Source organism: Actinocrispum wychmicini, from assembly GCF_004345645.1.
Lineage (GTDB): Bacteria > Actinomycetota > Actinomycetes > Mycobacteriales > Pseudonocardiaceae > Kibdelosporangium > Kibdelosporangium wychmicini.
In genome coordinates this window covers 312415-329047 of record NZ_SLWS01000008.1, presented here as the reverse complement: position 1 = coordinate 329047, position 16633 = coordinate 312415, and the positions used below count along the sequence as shown (strand labels likewise).

Here is a 16633-nt window from a genome sequence, read left to right as displayed (position 1 = left end):
AAGTGCGCACTGAGCATCTGCTGGGTCTGCTGTTGGGCACCGAGGAGGACTGGCCGCGCGCCTTCGAGGAGCTCGTCCGCCGTCTCGGTCCGGTGAGCGCGAACGGCCGCGACCACACGCTGGCCACCGAACGGATCACCATCGAACCGTTCGACCTGCGCGCGAAACCCCGCTACCACCTAGTGATCGACCGGCTCGCGTACTGGTACTACGTGCCCCGCGAGTGGCTGAAGAAGATCGCGCTGATGGACGACGTGTACCTGCTGAACAGCCCGTTCACGTTCCAGTCCATGGAGAAGCACGCGGCGTACTGCGCGATGATGCGCCTCGGCCTGAAGGTGCCGCCGACCTGGCTCGTGCCGTACAAGAACCCGGTCGACCACGCCAAATACGCCTACACGGCGGCGAAGTACAACCAGCCGTTCGACCTGGAGGAGGTCGCCGGGCACGTCGGGTATCCGCTGTTCATGAAGCCCTACGACGGCGGCGCGTGGCGTGGCGTGTCCCGGATCGGCGACCCGCGGGCGTTGCACCAGGCGTACGACGCGTCCGGCGAGATGTTGATGCACCTGCAGGCGTCCGTGGAGAACTACGACTCGTTCGCGCGGTCGTTGACCATCGGACCGGACGTGATGGCCATGCGGTTCCGGCCGGAAATGCCGATGCACGAACGGTATGCCGTGCAGCACGACTTCCTGTCCGCCGAGTCCGGCGCCGAGGTCGTCGCGATCTCGCGGCTGATCAACGCCTTCTTCCGGTGGGAGTTCAACTCCTGCGAGAGCCTGGTGGTCTCCTCCGAGGTGTACCCGATCGACTACGCCAACGCGTGCCCGGACATCTCGATCACGTCCCTGCACTACTACTTCCCGTGGGCCATCGGCGCCCTGCTGAAATGGTCGGTGTTCTGCGCGGTCACCGGCCGGCGCGCCCAGGTCGACCTGGACACCCGACGCTACTTCGAGGTCGCCGACTCCGACCGGACATACTCCGAGAAGCTCGCCGAGTACCTGAAACTGGCCGACGAGTACTTCGACACCGAGCACTACCTGGACTTCTGCGCGACCTCCCTGGCGTTAGTCGACGACATGGTCCGCGACTGGGTCGACTCGGCCGCGTTCGACGCACTGTTGGTCGACACGGTCCGCGCGACCTATCCGGCGGCCGAGCACGACAAGTTCGTCGCGCACTTCCGTGGCCTGATCGGCTTGTGGCTCAAGGAGAACTGAGACGCCACAGCCGCACGGTTCGGTCCTGGCTGCCGCTGGCCAGCGTGCGGCCGTCCGGGCTGAACGCTACCGAGTTGACGAACTCGGCGTGGCCGAACAAAGTCGCGGTGGGCTGACCCGTCGTCGGATCCCACAGCCGCACAGTGCTGTCTGTGCTGGAACTGGCCAGGACGCGTCCATCTGGACTGAAAGCGACCGAGACCGCGTAGCCGCCGTGCGGGGTCAGGACGCCGGTGGTCTGTCCAGTGGCCACGTCCCACACCCGGATCGTGGTGTCCGCGCTCGCGCTGGCCAGCAGACAGCCGTCCGGGCTGAACGCGACCGCGTGGATGCCACTGGAGTGGCCGGTGAGCAGGGTGCGCTCACCACTCGCCAAGTCCACCAGTTGCACTGTGTCGCGTCCGCCGCTGGCGGCAAGGGTGTGTCCGTCCGGATGAAAGGCAAGCCCCTCGCCGTAGCCGTCGGGTAAGGACGACACAACGGTGTTCTCACCCGTGACCACGTCCCACAACCGAACCACTTGCCGCTCCTTGGTGGCGAGCGTGCGGCCATCGGGGCTGAAGGCCACCAAGCGGATGTCGCCCGTCACTGTCGGGAGGGTCGTGATCTGCCCGGTCGCGATGGTCCACAGCGACACCACTCCGTCTGCGTCCGCCACGGCCAGGTCGTGTCCGGTCGGGCTGAGGGCCACCGACGACACGTGGACTTCGTCGGTGAGGACCGAGACACCCTGTCGGGTGGTCAGGTCCCACACTCGGGCAGTGACGCCTCCCGCGCTGACCAGGGTGCGGCCGTCCGGATGGAAGGCGACTGAGTGCGCCCCACCGGTGTGGCCGAGCAGAACCACGTCTGTGGTCATGGTTTTGACAGGCGCGCTCACCCGGAGGCGGGATTCCATGCTTCCACTCTACGTATCTGATAGGTTCTGTAACTACTAGTATGTACAGACACGCACAGGGGAGCCTGACATGCCTTTTGTCCGTATTGATGCTTTGCGTGCCGCCCCGGAACGGCTCGAAGCGCTCGGCCGAGCCGTGTACGACGCCATGCGCGAGACCATCGACATCCCGGTGGACGATCTGTTCCAGGTCCTGACCAGCCACGACGGCACCAGCGGCACACTGCGCTACGGCGAGGACTACATGGGCGTCCACCGCGACGACGGGATCGTCTTCGTCGCCATCACCATGCGCTCCGGTCGGCCGCCTGCGAAGAAACAGGCCCTGTACCGGCGGATCACTGAGCTGGCCCAGGAATACGCCGGTACAGAGCCGCGGAACGTGTTCGTCACCTTGACCGAGAACGAGCCGATCGACTGGTCGTTCGGTGACGGTGTGGCGCAGTACGCCGCCGCTACCGCACCGTGATCGGGATGGTCACCTCCTGGGTGGGCGCACCGGGGTAGGTGACCGTGATCTTGAGGGTCGCCGGGCCGGTGTGCCGCCAGATTGTCGGCAGCGGCAGGAAGAAGTTGCCCGCGAACGGGTCGTACAGCGGGAACAGCTGCGGCAGGGACACCGCACCGGTGGCCGAGACCTTCACCCGGCCGGACGCCAGCAGCAGCACCGCCGGCAGAGGCGGGACCGGCTTGCCGTTCGCGTCCGTCAGCTGGAAGCTCAACGGGATCAGCGAGCCGGACGGGATCGAGCTGCCCGGCTGCGGCGAGATCACCTTGACCGCGTACTGCACCAGCTGGGTCAGCGAGCCCGAGCTGGCCAGGAACGAGTCGGTGCCGGAGTAGGCCGCTGTCACCGCGTGCTGGCCGAGATCCAACGCGGCCGGCGCGCTTGCGGCTGTTCCGTTGGTCACCGCGACCGGACCGCCGAACGGCTTACCGTCCACTGTGAACTGGACGGTTCCGCCGGTGGCCGCGAGGCCGTTGCCGGAGACCGTGGCGGTGAACTTGACCTGTCCGCCGACGATCGAGGGGTTCGCCGGCGAGGTCACGACCGTGGTGGTCGCGGTCGGGTCGACGTGCACTGTCCCGTTCACCGACACCGTGCCGAACGGGTTGGTGGCGGCCAGGGTGAAGGTGAAGTCGCCGGCTGCCGTCGGCGTGCCCGCCAGTGTCCCGTTAGGACTCAACGTCAGGCCGGGCGGCAGCGTTCCCGAGGCCAGTGTGACCGTGGGCGAGGTGCCGCCGAGGGTGTACGCGAAGGAGTACGCCGAGCCGACCTTGCCGCCCGGCGCGGTGCCGGTGAGTGCCGGCGCGACACCGAGGTCGAGACCGGCGAGGACGGGGTCGTGGTCGCTGGTGCGGAAGCGGTCCGGCGCGTACAGCGACTGGACCTGGCCGGGCGACTTGAAGTCGGTGTTGTAGTCCAAAACGGACGGTTCGTCCGCGTTGTGGTGCGCGTCGCCCGCGCCGGTGACCTGGCTGGTCAGCGACGCCGAGGCGAGCACGTAGTCCAGGTAGCCCCACTGGGCGCTGAAGACGTACGAGTACGCGTCGTTGCCGTGGAACTTCTTGACCAGGTTGGTGTAGCCGGCGCCTTCGAGCGCGGCGATCGGGTCCTCACCGGCGTACGAGTTCAGGTCGCCGACGACGAGCACGTCCGGGTCGCCCGCGCCGGGGACCACGGTGTCGTGGATCCACCGGGCCAGTTCGTTGGCCTGCTGGGTGCGGTGCGGGTTCCAGCAGCTCTGGCCGTCGCCCTGGTCGGTGTCCGGACCGGAGGTGGGGCACGATCCCTTGGACTTGAAGTGGTTCGCGATGACCGTGAACTTGGCGCCGGCCGGGGTGGTGAAGGTCTGCGCGATCGGGCGGCGTTCGTACAGGTCGTTCTGGTCAACGAACGTGGCACCCGCGACCGGTGTCACCGCGGCGGTCTTGTACAGCAGCCCGGCTTTGATCGCGTCCGAGCCGGCGACGTCCGTCACGCCCGTCGCCGCGTCCGGGTTGATGAACGCCCAAGTGCCGGGACCGTCGGCCGCGTTGAGCGCGTTCACCAACGCCTGGACAGCGCTGTCTGAGCCGTAGCCGTTGTTCTCCATCTCCATGTAGCCGATGACGTCGGCGTTCAGGAAACGCAGCGACGCGACCTCCTTGGCCAACTGGCGCTGGTACTCGGTGTCGTTCGTGGCGCCACGGCAGTCGGCCGGGCCGCCGAGCGTGCCGAAGCGGCAGTTGGTGAACGTGTTGAAGAAGTTCAGCAGGTTCGCGCTGGCCACGTGCACGCCACCGGTGCCGGTGTCCGGCCGGGCGGTCGGGCGGTCGTTGACCGCGTCGAAGATCGCCTTGCCGCCCAAGGCGTTCACCGGACGCAGCCGGTAGGCGTTGCCGCTGGCGGCGTTCCCGGCCCACGTGTAGGTCAGCACGCCGACCGGGTTGGTGGTCGTGTCACCGCCGCGCAGGGTGTTGCTCGCGGACAGCGGCTGACCGCCGCGGCCGAACACGATCGGATCCGGGTTCTGACTGTTGTCGGCGTCGTCGATGAGCAGCTGGTTCAGGTTGTTGGCGTTCTGGGCAGCCTGCACGGCCGCCTGGTCGGTGGCGCGGATGTCCGCGGTCGGCTGCCGCAGCCGGCCGTTCGCCGACACGACGACCTGGCCGAACCGGCCGAGCTGGAAGTGCTCGGTGACGGTCAGGGTCTGGTTGAACCGCACCAACATGCCCTCGTACGGCTCAAGGTCCGTCGCGGACGCGCGCGGGAGCGTGACGTCCGCCGGTGTCACGGTCGCCTGACGGCCGCACGACTCGACGCCGCTCGTGGACGCCGTGATCTGCGTCTGGCCCTGGAATTCCGACACCGGACCGGTCACCTGCACGACGTCCCCGTCGGACACCAGGTTGGCGCCGTTGTCGAAGACGAAGATGCCGTCCGAGGTGGACGGATTGCCGTCACCCGTGTCCTGTAGGTAGAACCCGCGCAGCGCGGGCTGCGGGCCTTCGTAGTCACCGACGACCGTGCCCCGCACCGACACCGTCTGGCCGGCGACCGGGCTGGTGTCGGTCGTTCCCTGCACCGAGCCGATCGGCACGACGTCCGTCGAGCACGCCGGCGGCGCGCCGACCGGAACGGTGACCGTGGTGGCCTTGCGGATCGGGAGCGGCAGGTCCTTCGCCGCGGTTCCGTCGCCGTACCAGGCAGTGTCGCCGGAGTCGGTGACGACCTGGATCGCGCTGGCGTTCGTCAGCGGGCTCGGGACGTCGACGATTCCCTCGGGCTTTCCGGCCGCTGCGACGGAATCCAGCGAGCCGGCGCGCAGCAGCGGCTGGTGGGCCGGGTTGCCGTCCCAGGAGTAGAACCTGAAATCGGCGGGGCCGTCGCCGCTGGGGCCGGCGATGATCAGGTACTGGTTCGCCGCGTTCTTCCGGATCTCCCGGACGCCCCGCCCGCCAAGATCCCACAGCAGAGCCGGGCCGAAGGTCGCGGTCACCCCGGTCGTCGGGTTGGCGGCGACCAGGTCCGCGATGTTGGTGACCGGCACGACGATCGCCTTGCCGTTGTTCACCGGACCGCGGAAGCCGAGGTACAGGGTCCGGCCGTCCGGTGCGAACTCGGCGCCTTCGATGTTGACGCCGTCCGGCTCGGGCGCCTTGGTCGCTGCGGCCTGCAGGCCGAGCGGGTTGCCGTTGGCGACGTCCCACGCGACCAGGTCGTCCCGCAGGTGCTGGTAGCTGCCGCCGAGGGCGAGCGTGGTGCCGTTCACCGTGGTGGTGAACAGTTCCTGCCGGTTGAGGCGCGTCTTGGCGGACGAGTTCTGGCCCTGCGAACCGAACCAGTAGATGGTGTTGCCGTTGCGCGCGGACGCCTCGATGTCGATCTCGCGCGTCACGTCGTCGTCGCGCAGAGCCAAACCGGCGGCACGTACGTCGAATTCCTGCGCGGGATAACGAGAGTGGCTGCGGTCGTAGACGCGCAGGACGTTCGTTTCGTCGTCGGCGACGACCATCGTGCCGTCACCGAGGTCGACGGCTGTGCTCGCGTCGCTGGCGCCGTACAAGTTGTGCGTGCCCGCAGGCAGCGCGCCGGAGACTGAGACAGGGAACGGCGTGCTGGCCGTGAGGCTGCCGTCGGACACCGTCACCGTGAGGGTCGCGTGGCCCACGCCGACTGGGTTGACGGTCAAGGTCCTCGTCGTGCCTGTGCCGGTCGTCCCGCCGGTCGCGACAGCCGGGTTGCTGCTGGTGACGGTCACGGTCAGCGAAGTGGTCTCGGCGTCGTGGACGTCGACCGTGCGCAGGGCGGGCGGATTGTCCGGGTCGCCGATGGTCAACGCCAGGTCGGGAACGGGGTTCGGGCCGATCGTCGGCGGCGTGTTGGGCGCGGACGTGACCGTCACCGTCGCGGTACGGCTGTCGACGTGGCCCGCGGCGTTGCTGACGCGGACCCAGTAGGTCGCGGTCGCGGTGAGCGCGGGGGTCGTGAACGTGTCCCCAGTGCCGACGGGGTTGCTAGTGTCACCGCCCGCGTACCACTGGTAGCTCAACGGCGCGGTGCCGTTCGCGGCGACGGTCAGAGTGGCCGTGCCGCCGCTGTTGATGGTGCTGTCCTGCGGCTGCGTGGTGATGGTCGGCGCGGTCGGTGCCGTAGCGGGCGCGAACGCCACACCGCGCAGGGCCGTGTTGGTGGCACCGGTCTTCAGGACGGTTGTGGTGCCCGCGATGGGCGCGTTGAACGCGGCGGTGTCGTCCACTTTGACCAGTGTGTTGGTGGTCGTGGTGGCGTACAGCGTCGAGCCTTGGCCGGTGATGCCACGGACTCCGCTGCCGCTCGGTCGTAACGATCCGCGCGCGGTCCATGTGGTGCCGTCGAAGGAGAACTTGAGAATGCCGCCGCTCGCGGAGTCGTCGGCGACGTACAACGTGTCCACACCAGGGACACCGGGATCGCGGTCCAACGCGACGAACCCGTACGGGCTCGGCGCGGCGGCCGTCAACGTCGGCGTCTGGCCACCGGTGGTCGGCAACCCGCTGCCGACCGCGTACACACCGGTCGTGCCACTGCCCGTCGAGATGGACAGTTGACCGCCGCTCACAGAAACCGCGCGGATGTTGGTCGGCGCCGCGGAGTTGATCTGAGTGGTCGTGCCCGCCCCGAGGTTCGCCAGCCGGACGCCGCCGTTCGCGCCCACAACCCAGAACCTGCTGCCGTCGTCCGTCGCAGCACCGCGAACGTTGTTACCACTGAACGCGTCGGTCACACCCGTGGACGTGTCGACCCCGCCGACTCCGTCCACTCGCGCCACAACCCGGCTCGCCACGCTCGTCGTGGAACTGGCCACACTGGCCGTCCCCGGATCGGCGTCATAACCCGCAAGGGTGAGGTAACGGCCGTCCTGCGAGAGCGCCAACGCGCCCTCGGATGTCGCCGAGCCACTCATCGTCAACCGCTTGTTCACACCCGAACCCGCGGTCGGCAACGGCACCGACTGCACAAGATCCCCGGCAGGCGTGTACTCGTCCAGGAAAACGGCCGCGGCCGCACTGCTCAACGCGGAATCCCCAGCCCCCACCCGAGCCACCACGACGTCACCGGGACTGAACCCGACCGCCTGGGCCGGCGCGGCACCCGCCACCACCACCAACGGCACCACCAGCGACGAAACCACCGAACCCACAAGTGAACGGCGTAAGGACGAACGCACAGCGACTCCAGCGGCGACGGGGACAAGGCAACCTGGAGGACGCTATGTTCCCGAACGCGCAACCGGAAGAGCCATTTGGACAACGTTCAGCATTCGTCACCCACGCGTCCACCTTTCCCGGACGGGGTGCCGTCCGGGAAAGGTGGCCAGGCCGCTCAGGTCAGATCGCGCTGAGAATGCCGGCGCCCCAACCGTCGCCGTCCCGGTGCACCGACCGGGCCGACAGGATGAAGCTCAGCAGCACCGGCGGCGCCCAGCGGCCGAACTGCTGTTTCGCCAACGCTGCCACACCGGCCGCGCTGGGGGCCGCGGCGGAGGTGCCGAAGAAGCGGCAGTCGCCGGGTTTCACGGCCGGGCAGGTGCCTGCGCCGAACGGGCCAATGCCGCTGACCTGAACGCCGTCCGACGCTGTCCAGTTCGGAGCGGGCGCGGTCCGCGGCCGGTGGCCGGGCACGCCCTTGCACGGGCCGATTCCGTTGCCGGGGCAACGCGTTGTGCTCATGACCTGGACGGGGCCGGCGGCGCTGAAGGTCTCCAGTGGGATGGCCGCCGGGTCGACCGAGACGCTGGCGTTGGCCGCGGCGGCGCTGGTGGCGAAGCCCAGGTAGTTGGAGTCCGGGTTCAGGGAGCCGTCGCGGTCTCCTGGGTCGAGCGTCTGGACGCCGGCTGCGAGGGCGCGCCACCGCAGGTCCAAAGTGGGGATGGCTTTGGCGGTGGAGGTGCCGGCCACGTCGACGACCAGGCGGGCGGGTTGGGCGACACCGGTGGTGTTGGTGTACGTGAACTGCTCGATGGTGTCACCAACGCCGTTGGCCTGTTTGGCGTTGCTGTACGCGAGGCAGTTGCCGGCCGCGTCGACCAGGTACAGGTTGAGGTCGGTGAAGCCGCCCTGGCCGGTGGTCGGGAAGACCGCGCGGGGCTCGCTCCACTGCAGGGTCGGCATCACGGACGCGCCGGGCAGCAGGTTGAGGTTGTACGTGTTGTCCGTGCCGCGCAGGTTCACGGTGTTGTGGATCGCACCGGGGCAGCCGGTGAACGAACTGGCCTGGTCGTCCGGGGTGCGGCCGGTGCCGGCGGCGGGGACGCGCGGGGCGTGCCGGGCGCCGAGGTTGCCGGCGGACGAGCTGACCCAGATGCCGTGCTTGGCCAGGTTCTCCGCGGTGGTCGCGCCGATTCCTTGCTGGAAGGCGGGTTCGTCGTCGAGCGCGAGGTCCTCGGCGATGATCGTGGCACCGGCGGCGGCCAGGTCGTGGAAGCCCTGGACGTACTGGGCGGTGGTGTCCTGCGCGGAGGTGTACACGAACTTGGCGTCCGGCGCCATGTCGTGGATGATCTCCATCATCGCCGTGCCCTCGTCGTCGTCATAGGTGGCACGGTTGATGACCTGGACGTCCGGCGGCAGCTCGCCGAGGGCGATCGAGTCGGCCAGGTGGTCGACGTCCCCGGACATCACGCCCACCTTGACGCCGCGGCCGGTCAGCCCGCGTCGCCCGGCGACGTCCGTCTTGTGCAGCGCCACGGCCTCGGCGGTGTTCGGGCCGACGTCCACGGCCGGGCGGATGACCGGCCGCAGCGTGGCCACCCACGGCAACGCGGCCACGGCGTCCAGCTTGTCGGCCGGCACGACCGCGCTGACCAGGCCGACGTCCGGCAGTTCGACGCCGGGCACGGCGGCGAAGTCGGCCGAGCTGGTCCTGATGGTCGCGCCGAGTGACCGCAGCTGGTCGGTCTCCCGGGCGCCGACGGATCCGGTCGCGTACACCTCGACCCCGAGGCCGCCGGCCGCGAGCGACGACGCCTTGGCCCGGGCCACCTGGTCCGCCTGCTGGCGCAGCATGGACGGGATCTTGTACGACGAGTCCGCCGAGTCCACAGCCGTCGCCGGACCGGCTAACACTGTGATCATGGGCGCCACGAGCGCGACGCCGGCGATCAGCACGCGCAGTCTTCTAGCCACTTTCCCTCCTCATAACCCCACTGAAGGGGGTCACTCTATGGGGGTAAGCGGTCGCTGAACACGGCCATCCGGCGGGAAAGTAGGCCAAAAAGGGCATGTGCTGGCGGCGCTGAGTGACCATACTTCGTGGCTATGTCCCCATCATCCGACGTCCCCGAGCCGTTGATGCCCTTCGACGAAGGCCACCAGCAGCCACCCTCCTATGCGCAGTACCCGGGTGGCCCGGTGTACCCGGTGTACGTCGATCCACCGCGCCCACTGGGCGGCCTGGCGAAAGCGCTGTACGTCCTGCTCGGAGCCGCGGCCCTGGTGTCAGTCGGGGGCGCGTTCATGCGCTTCAGCCGCGCCTCGTTCGCGGCCGACTACCGGCAGTACCTCGGCTCGATCGCCGAGGCGGACGCGGCGGACAGCCGGGTCGCGGTGTTCGCCGTGCTCTTCATCGCGGTCTTCCTGGCCACCGCCGTCGTGTTCATGATCTGGCAGTACCGGCTGGCCATGAACGCGCAGGCGACGGGTCAGCTGGGACTCGGCCCCGGGTGGGCGATCGGCGCCTGGTTCATCCCGGTGGCGAACTTCATCATGCCCGCGCTGCAGATGCGCGGGTCCGCTCGCGCGTCCGGCTTCCGGCCGCCGGCTGTAGTAGTCGTGTGGGCCGTTGTCTTCGCTGCGAGCAGCGTGACCTACGGGACGGCCAACCGCCAGCTGCCGGATGAGCCTCCCGTCGCGACCGTCGCCTCAGTCGACAGGTTCTTCGCGGAGCTCGCCAAGGGGGACCGGACCGCGGCCGTCGCGATGATCATCTATGTGGTCGCCGCGCTGCTCGCCATCGTGATGGTCCGCGCCCTGACCACGGGTCAGGAGGCCGCGGACGCCGCCCGGCGCAACCCCGGCGGTTACCGTCCGTGACAGCTGTTCTTGATCATATGTCAGGCGGACTTCACACCCGGACCGCTACGTTGGGATCATGCCCAGACGCCGCCCCGGCATCGTGGCGCTCGCCATCTGTCTACTACTGATCGGGGTGACGATCGTGGGCGAGACCACGACCTCCACGACCTCCCTGCCTTCGGCGCCGGTCCGGCCCGCGCTCGGGCCGTTGAAAGTGAGCCAGAACGGCCGTTACTTCGCCACCCCCGACGGCCAGCCGGTGCTGCTGACCGGCGCGCACACGTGGCAGAACCTGCAGGACACCGGCAGGTCCGACCCACCGCCCACGTTCGACTACGGGAAGTACCTGGACATCCTGCGGCTCGACGGCCACAACTTCTTCCGACTCTGGACCTGGGAGCAGGCCCGCTACAGCAACGAGATCGAGTCGGACGACTACTTCTACTCGCCGCTCCCGTACCCGCGCACCGGCCCGGGGACGGCTGTGGACGGTCGGCCGAAGTTCGATGTGGACCGGTTCGACCAGCGGTACTTCGACCGGCTGCGGGACCGGGTCCAACAGGCCGGGGCCAAGGGCGTCTACGTGTCGGTCATGCTGTTCAACGGCTGGAGCATCGAGGCGTGCAAAGGCCAGGAGTGCAAGAACAATCCGTGGCGGGGGCATCCGTTCAACCCGGCCAACAACGTCAACGGCGTCGACGGCGGCAGCGCCGGGATCGAGACCCTGGCGAACCCGGCGGTCACCCGGCGGCAGGAGGCGTACGTCCAGAAGGTCCTCGACACGGTCAAGGACCTGGGCAACGTCCTGTTCGAGATCACCAACGAGGGCCCGCCCGACTCGGTGGCCTGGCAGTACCACATGATCGACTTCATCAAGGCCCGCGACGCCCATCCGGTCGGGATGACGTCGACGTACCCGGACGGGCACAACCAGGACCTGCTGGCCTCGCCGGCCGACTGGATCTCCCCGAACGGGGATCTCGACAACCCGCCGCCGACCACCGGGGCCAAGGTCGTGCTGGCCGACACGGACCACCTGTGCGGCCTGTGCGGCGACCGGGAATGGCCGTGGAAGTCGTTCACCCGAGGTGAGAACCCGATCTACATGGACGCCTACGACGGCGCTTACGGCATCGGCGGCAGCCTGTCCGACAACAACGCGACCGCCATCCGCGCGAACCTGGGGTACGTACGCCGGTACGCCCTCAAGATGGACCTGCTGACGGCCGTGCCCGAACCCGAACTGTGCTCGACCCGGTTCTGCCTGGCCGGACCGGACGAATACCTGGTGTTCAGTCCGAACGGCGGATTCGCGCTGGACGTGAACGTCCGCGGCTACACCGGCGAATGGTTCAGCCTGGACAGCCGGGAGACCACCCGGGCCGAGGTCGACGACGACCGGTTCACACCGCCGTTCACCGGCCCGGCCGTGCTGTACCTCAAGCGGTCGTAAGGACCCGTTCACCAACAGTTCACTGCGCACTGCGTCAAATGAGGCACAAACGCAGGATGATCCAAGCTGGACTGTGGGCATGGTGACTGGGGAGGCGACCGCAGGGTGAAGCGGCGGCTGTCGATAGCACTCGCGGTGGTGCTGTTGGTCGCGGTGGTCGTGGTGATCGTGTTGGACCGGAGTGACGGTGCCAGCACACCCGCGACACAGCGGGTACGTGGTGTGATCGGCTCGGAGAAGGTGGCGTTCTTCCGTGACCAGCGGGTGATCGACAGTTTCGCCAAACACGGTTTGACGGTGGAGGTGGATTCGGCGGGGTCACGGCAGATCGCCACCACGGTCGATCTCGCCAAGTACGACTTCGTGTTCCCGTCCAGTTCGCCGGCGGCGCAGAAGATCCAACGGGACCGCAAGATCACCACGGCGTACACGCCGTTCCAGTCGCCGATGGCGGTGGCGACGTTCGAGCCGATCGTGAACCTGTTGACGGCCAACGGGGTCGTCCATAACGGCGTCCTGGACGTCGGCAAGTACCTCGCGATGGCCAAGGCCGGGACCCGGTGGGACCAGCTGCCGAACAACACGGCTTTCCCAGCCCGCAAGAACGTGCTGGTCACCACGACCGACCCACGCGACTCGAACTCGGCCGCGATGTACCTCGCGATCACGTCCTTCGTGGCGAACGGTAACAACGTTGTGTCCACACAGGACGCGGAGGCCCGGCTGCTGCCGGAGCTGACCCGGCTGTTCCTGGGCCAGGGGTACACCGAGGGCAGCACGGACGGCCCGTTCGGTGACTACCTCGCGACCGGCATGGGCAAGACCCCGATCGTGCTGATCTACGAGTCCCAGTTCCTGGACCGGCAGATCCGGGCCGACGGCTCGATCCGGCCGGACATGCGGATGCTGTACCTGTCGCCGACCGTGTACTCGAAGCACACGCTGCTGCCGCTCAAACCAGCCGGCGACCAGGTGGGCCAGCTGCTCACCACCGACCCGGAGCTGAGCCGGCTGGCCGCCACGTTCGGCTTCCGCACCAACGACCCACGGGTGTTCGGCCAGACCGTCGCCGACCACCAGCTGACCGTGCCGGCGGACCTGGTGGACGTGATCGAGCCGCCGTCCTACGAGACCCTGGAACGCATGCTGGACGTGATCGGACAACAGTACCGATGAGCGACTTCACTCTCACCCCGCCGGACCCGGTCGAGCCGATCCCGGCGACCCGCGCCGCCGGCCTGATCCCGCTGGGCGAGGACGTCCAGCAGGACATCACCGCCCGCGCCGAGGAGTTCACCCGGCAACTCGCCGCACTGGACCCGCGTTCCCCGGACTTCGGGACCATGCTCGACGAGGTACTCACGGTCGGCTCGGCAGACATGCGGATGGCCGCGACGATCGCGGGCGCTCTGCTCGACCGTTCCGCCGCGGCCCTGGCCGGTGCCCGCGGCGAGAAAGTGTCCGCGCAGCAGGAGATCACGCTCAGCCTGGCGGAGTTACGCAAGACGGTCCGCGAGTTGGATCCGACGAAGCTGCCGATCACCGGACGTAAGCTGCTGCGCCTGATCCCGGTCGCGAACGAGGCCCGCAAGCTGCTGTCCCGCTACCAGGCCGCGAGCGAACCGGTGAACGCTCTCGTGGTTCACCTGAAGATGCGCCAGGACCTGCTGAAACGGGACAACGCGGCGATCAAGAACGAACGCGAACGCCTGTGGCGGAACATGAGCAAGCTGTCCGAGTCGGCGGCGTTCGCCAGTGCCGTGGACGAGGCCGTCGACCGGCAGGCCGCGATCCTCGATCTGGCCGATCCGGCGATGGCCAAGGCGCTGCGCGCGGACATCCTGCATCCGATCCGCCAACGCCAGCAGGACATCCTCACCCAGCTCGCGGTGTCCGCCCAAGGCTATCTCGCGCTCGACCTGTTGCGGCGCAACAACGACGAGCTGATCCGTGGCGTGGAACGGGCGGTGGTGACCACGGTGTCCGCGTTGCGGATCGCGCTGGTGATCAGCGGCGCGTTGGCGCACCAGCGGGACGTGCTGGACGAGGTGGCCGCCCTTCAGTCCACAACGGAGGGTCTGATCGACTCGAACGCCCGGCTGCTGACCATGCAGTCCGAGGAGATCCGCCGCGCCAGCAGCGACCCGGCCGTGGGTGTACGGACCATCCAGGCGTCGTTCGACCAGATCTTCCAGGCGATCGACGCGATCGACGACTTCAAGACAGGCGCCGTGCACAACATGGCGTTGACCGTGTCCGCGCTGTCCTCGGAGTTGCGCCGCGCCGAGGACTACCTGCGACGTTCCCACACCGCTGAGAGAGCTGGATGAAGAAGCTCCTGACCGTACTGACCTGCCTGGTTCTCGCGGCTTGTTCGTCGACCGACGCGCCCCAGCCGCTGGGTCCGCCCGTTCCCGGAACGCTTCGGGTCCTGGCCGGCAGTGAACTCGCCGACATGCAGCCGATCCTGGACAAGGCGGCGCAGGCGACCGGGGTGAAGGTGACGTTCACGTTCACCGGCACGCTGGAGGGCGCCGAACAGCTGGCGAGCGGCACCGCGGCGGGCAAGTACGACGCGACCTGGTTCTCGTCGAACCGGTACCTGCAGTCCGTGCCGGACGCGAACAAGCGCTTGGGCAACCAGGTGAAGATCATGAACTCGCCGGTGGTGCTCGGCCTGTCCCGCTCGGTCGTCCAGCGGCTGGGCTGGGAGGGCAAGCAGGTCACGTGGGGGCAGATCGCCGAAGCCGCCGGCAGCAAGGCGTTCACGTACGGCATGACCGACCCGTCCGCGTCCAACTCGGGTTTCTCCGCGCTGGTCGGGGTCGCCTCGGCGCTCGCCGGAACCGGGACCGCGGTCACCGCGGACCAGATCGCGGCCGTCTCCCCCGCGCTGACGAAGTTCTTCAGCGCGCAGGCGTTGTCGGCGGGTTCGTCGGGGTGGTTGTCGGACGCGTACACGAAGCGGACCACCGGCGCGGATCCCGGCCAGAAGGTCGACGGCCTGGTCAACTACGAGTCGGTGCTGCTGTCCATGAACGCGGGCGGGAAACTGTCCGAACCACTGTCCATTGTGTACCCAAGCGACGGCGTGGTGACCGCCGACTACCCGCTCACTCTCCTGTCGGACGCGAACGACGACGCCCGGTCGGCCCACCAGCGCCTCACGGACTACCTGCGCACCCCGGACGTCCAGCGGCAGGTCATGGACACCACCCGCCGTCGGCCGGCGGTCCCCGGCGTCACACTGTCGGACCAGTTCGTCCAGCGGGACCTGATCGAACTCCCCTTCCCCACCGGCCACGAGGCGATCGACGCGCTGCTTTCCGCGTATTTCAACAAGATCCGCCGCCCCTCGCGGACCCTGTACGTGCTCGACACCTCGGGCTCGATGGAAGGCGACCGGATCAAGGGCCTGCGCTCCGCGCTGACTGGACTGACCGGCGCGGACAACACCCTGGTCGGCCGGTACCGCAGCTTCCACAACCGGGAGGAGATCACGCTGCTCCCGTTCAACAGCAAACCGTCCGCGCCACAGACGTTCACGATCCCGGAGACCGCGCCCGAAGCCGAACTCGGCAAGGTCAAGGGTTTCGCGGCCGGCCTGGACGCGGCCGGCGGCACGGCGATCTACGACAGCCTGACCCGCGCGTACCAGATCCTCGGCGGCGCCGACCCGGACCACTTCACGTCGATCGTCCTGATGACCGACGGCGAGAACACCAACGGAACGGGCCTGAGCGGCTTCAAGTCGACGTTCCAGGCCCTGCCCGAAGCCGCTCGGCACATCCCCGTGTTCACGGTCCTGTTCGGCGAGGGCAGCCCGGACGAGCTGAACCAGGTGGCGACCCTGACCGGCGGTAAGGTGTTCGACGCCCGCAACACCCCGCTGGCCAACGTGTTCCAGGAGATCCGCGGCTACCAATGAGATATCTGGGCTCCACCAAGAACCTGGCCGGCTGCGCCCTCGGCCTGCTGGGTGTGCTGCTGCGCCTGGTCGGCGTCCTCGGCCCCTACTGGCCCGTGGTCGTGGTGGCGCTGTACGCGGCCGGCGCCCTGCTCGCCCCACCCGAGCGAGTCCGTCTGCTCCCGCTGAGCTCCAGCCAGGAGATCTCCCAACTGCGCGCCGACCTCGCCACTCTCCTGGCCCAGGCGAACGCCCACGCGAACCGCCTCCCACCCACAGCCCTGGACACGATCCGAAACGTCATCGAGATCCTGGACGGCCTCCTGGACCGCCCAGGTGACCTCACCGCCGACCCGGAAGTCCTGCACAACGTGATCCGCCTGGCCCGCCAGGACCTGCCGACATCGATCCAGTCCCACCTGAACGTCCCCCGCTGGCTCGCCAGCCGAGACCAACTCCTGACCCAGCTGGCATTGTTGGAAAAAGAAGCCCACCGAATCGCGGAAGCCTTCTACCACAAGGACATCCAGCAGCAGACCGACCATACGACGTACCTACGGGAACGCGACCTGGACTAGGTGGACTCAACGACCTGTACAGCTGGTACTGCG

At 68.4% G+C, this 16633-nt stretch carries 11 protein-coding genes; 8 read left to right on the top strand and 3 right to left on the bottom strand.

Translation table 11 applies throughout. The features are described from left to right. Positions 1–2 precede the first annotated feature (2 nt). The gene (locus EV192_RS34375) at positions 3–1226 is read left to right on the top strand and encodes an ATP-grasp domain-containing protein (RefSeq protein WP_132122764.1); all 1224 of its coding nucleotides are present in this window, start codon (positions 3–5) and stop codon (positions 1224–1226) included. Here EV192_RS34375 and EV192_RS34370 read toward each other — a convergent pair. Beyond that, a complete protein-coding gene (locus EV192_RS34370; RefSeq protein WP_132122763.1) occupies positions 1213–2124 on the bottom strand; it encodes a WD40 repeat domain-containing protein in 912 nt (303 codons plus the stop codon). The genes EV192_RS34375 and EV192_RS34370 overlap by 14 nt on opposite strands. 70 nt (positions 2125–2194) lie before the next feature. Between EV192_RS34370 and EV192_RS34365 the strand changes: the two genes are divergently transcribed. Continuing rightward, the gene (locus EV192_RS34365) at positions 2195–2593 is read left to right on the top strand and encodes a tautomerase family protein (protein ID WP_132122762.1); all 399 of its coding nucleotides are present in this window, start codon (positions 2195–2197) and stop codon (positions 2591–2593) included. Here EV192_RS34365 and EV192_RS34360 read toward each other — a convergent pair. Beyond that, positions 2580–7817 (bottom strand): ExeM/NucH family extracellular endonuclease, encoded by a 5238-nt coding sequence (locus tag EV192_RS34360; RefSeq protein ID WP_132122761.1) that lies wholly within the window; start codon positions 7815–7817, stop codon positions 2580–2582. The genes EV192_RS34365 and EV192_RS34360 overlap by 14 nt on opposite strands. A gap of 160 nt (positions 7818–7977) precedes the next feature. After that, the gene (locus EV192_RS34355) at positions 7978–9774 is read right to left on the bottom strand and encodes a S8 family serine peptidase (RefSeq protein WP_132122760.1); all 1797 of its coding nucleotides are present in this window, start codon (positions 9772–9774) and stop codon (positions 7978–7980) included. 132 nt (positions 9775–9906) lie between these two features. On the opposite strand from EV192_RS34355, the gene EV192_RS34350 reads away from it, so the two are divergent. The 6 genes from EV192_RS34350 (at position 9907) to EV192_RS34325 (ending at position 16600) form a co-directional block, all read left to right on the top strand. Then, positions 9907–10680, top strand: coding sequence for a DUF4328 domain-containing protein (locus tag EV192_RS34350; RefSeq protein ID WP_132122759.1), 774 nt, complete (start codon positions 9907–9909; stop codon positions 10678–10680). A gap of 58 nt (positions 10681–10738) precedes the next feature. Continuing rightward, positions 10739–12115: a DUF6298 domain-containing protein gene (locus tag EV192_RS34345; protein ID WP_132122758.1), complete on the top strand. Its 1377-nt coding sequence runs from the start codon at positions 10739–10741 to the stop codon at positions 12113–12115. Positions 12116–12220: 105 nt separating this feature from the next. Next, entirely contained in the window at positions 12221–13291 is a 1071-nt protein-coding gene (locus EV192_RS34340; protein WP_132122757.1) for a solute-binding protein, read from the top strand. Continuing rightward, positions 13288–14445 carry a toxic anion resistance protein gene (locus EV192_RS34335; protein WP_132122756.1) on the top strand — a complete coding sequence of 386 codons (1158 nt, stop codon included), beginning with the start codon at positions 13288–13290 and terminating at the stop codon, positions 14443–14445. Before EV192_RS34340 ends, EV192_RS34335 begins: the two co-directional genes overlap by 4 nt. Further along, positions 14442–16043 carry a vWA domain-containing protein gene (locus tag EV192_RS34330; RefSeq protein WP_132122755.1) on the top strand — a complete coding sequence of 534 codons (1602 nt, stop codon included), beginning with the start codon at positions 14442–14444 and terminating at the stop codon, positions 16041–16043. Before EV192_RS34335 ends, EV192_RS34330 begins: the two co-directional genes overlap by 4 nt. Continuing rightward, a complete protein-coding gene (locus tag EV192_RS34325) occupies positions 16040–16600 on the top strand; it encodes a hypothetical protein (RefSeq protein ID WP_132122754.1) in 561 nt (186 codons plus the stop codon). Before EV192_RS34330 ends, EV192_RS34325 begins: the two co-directional genes overlap by 4 nt. Positions 16601–16633: the final 33 nt, after the last annotated feature.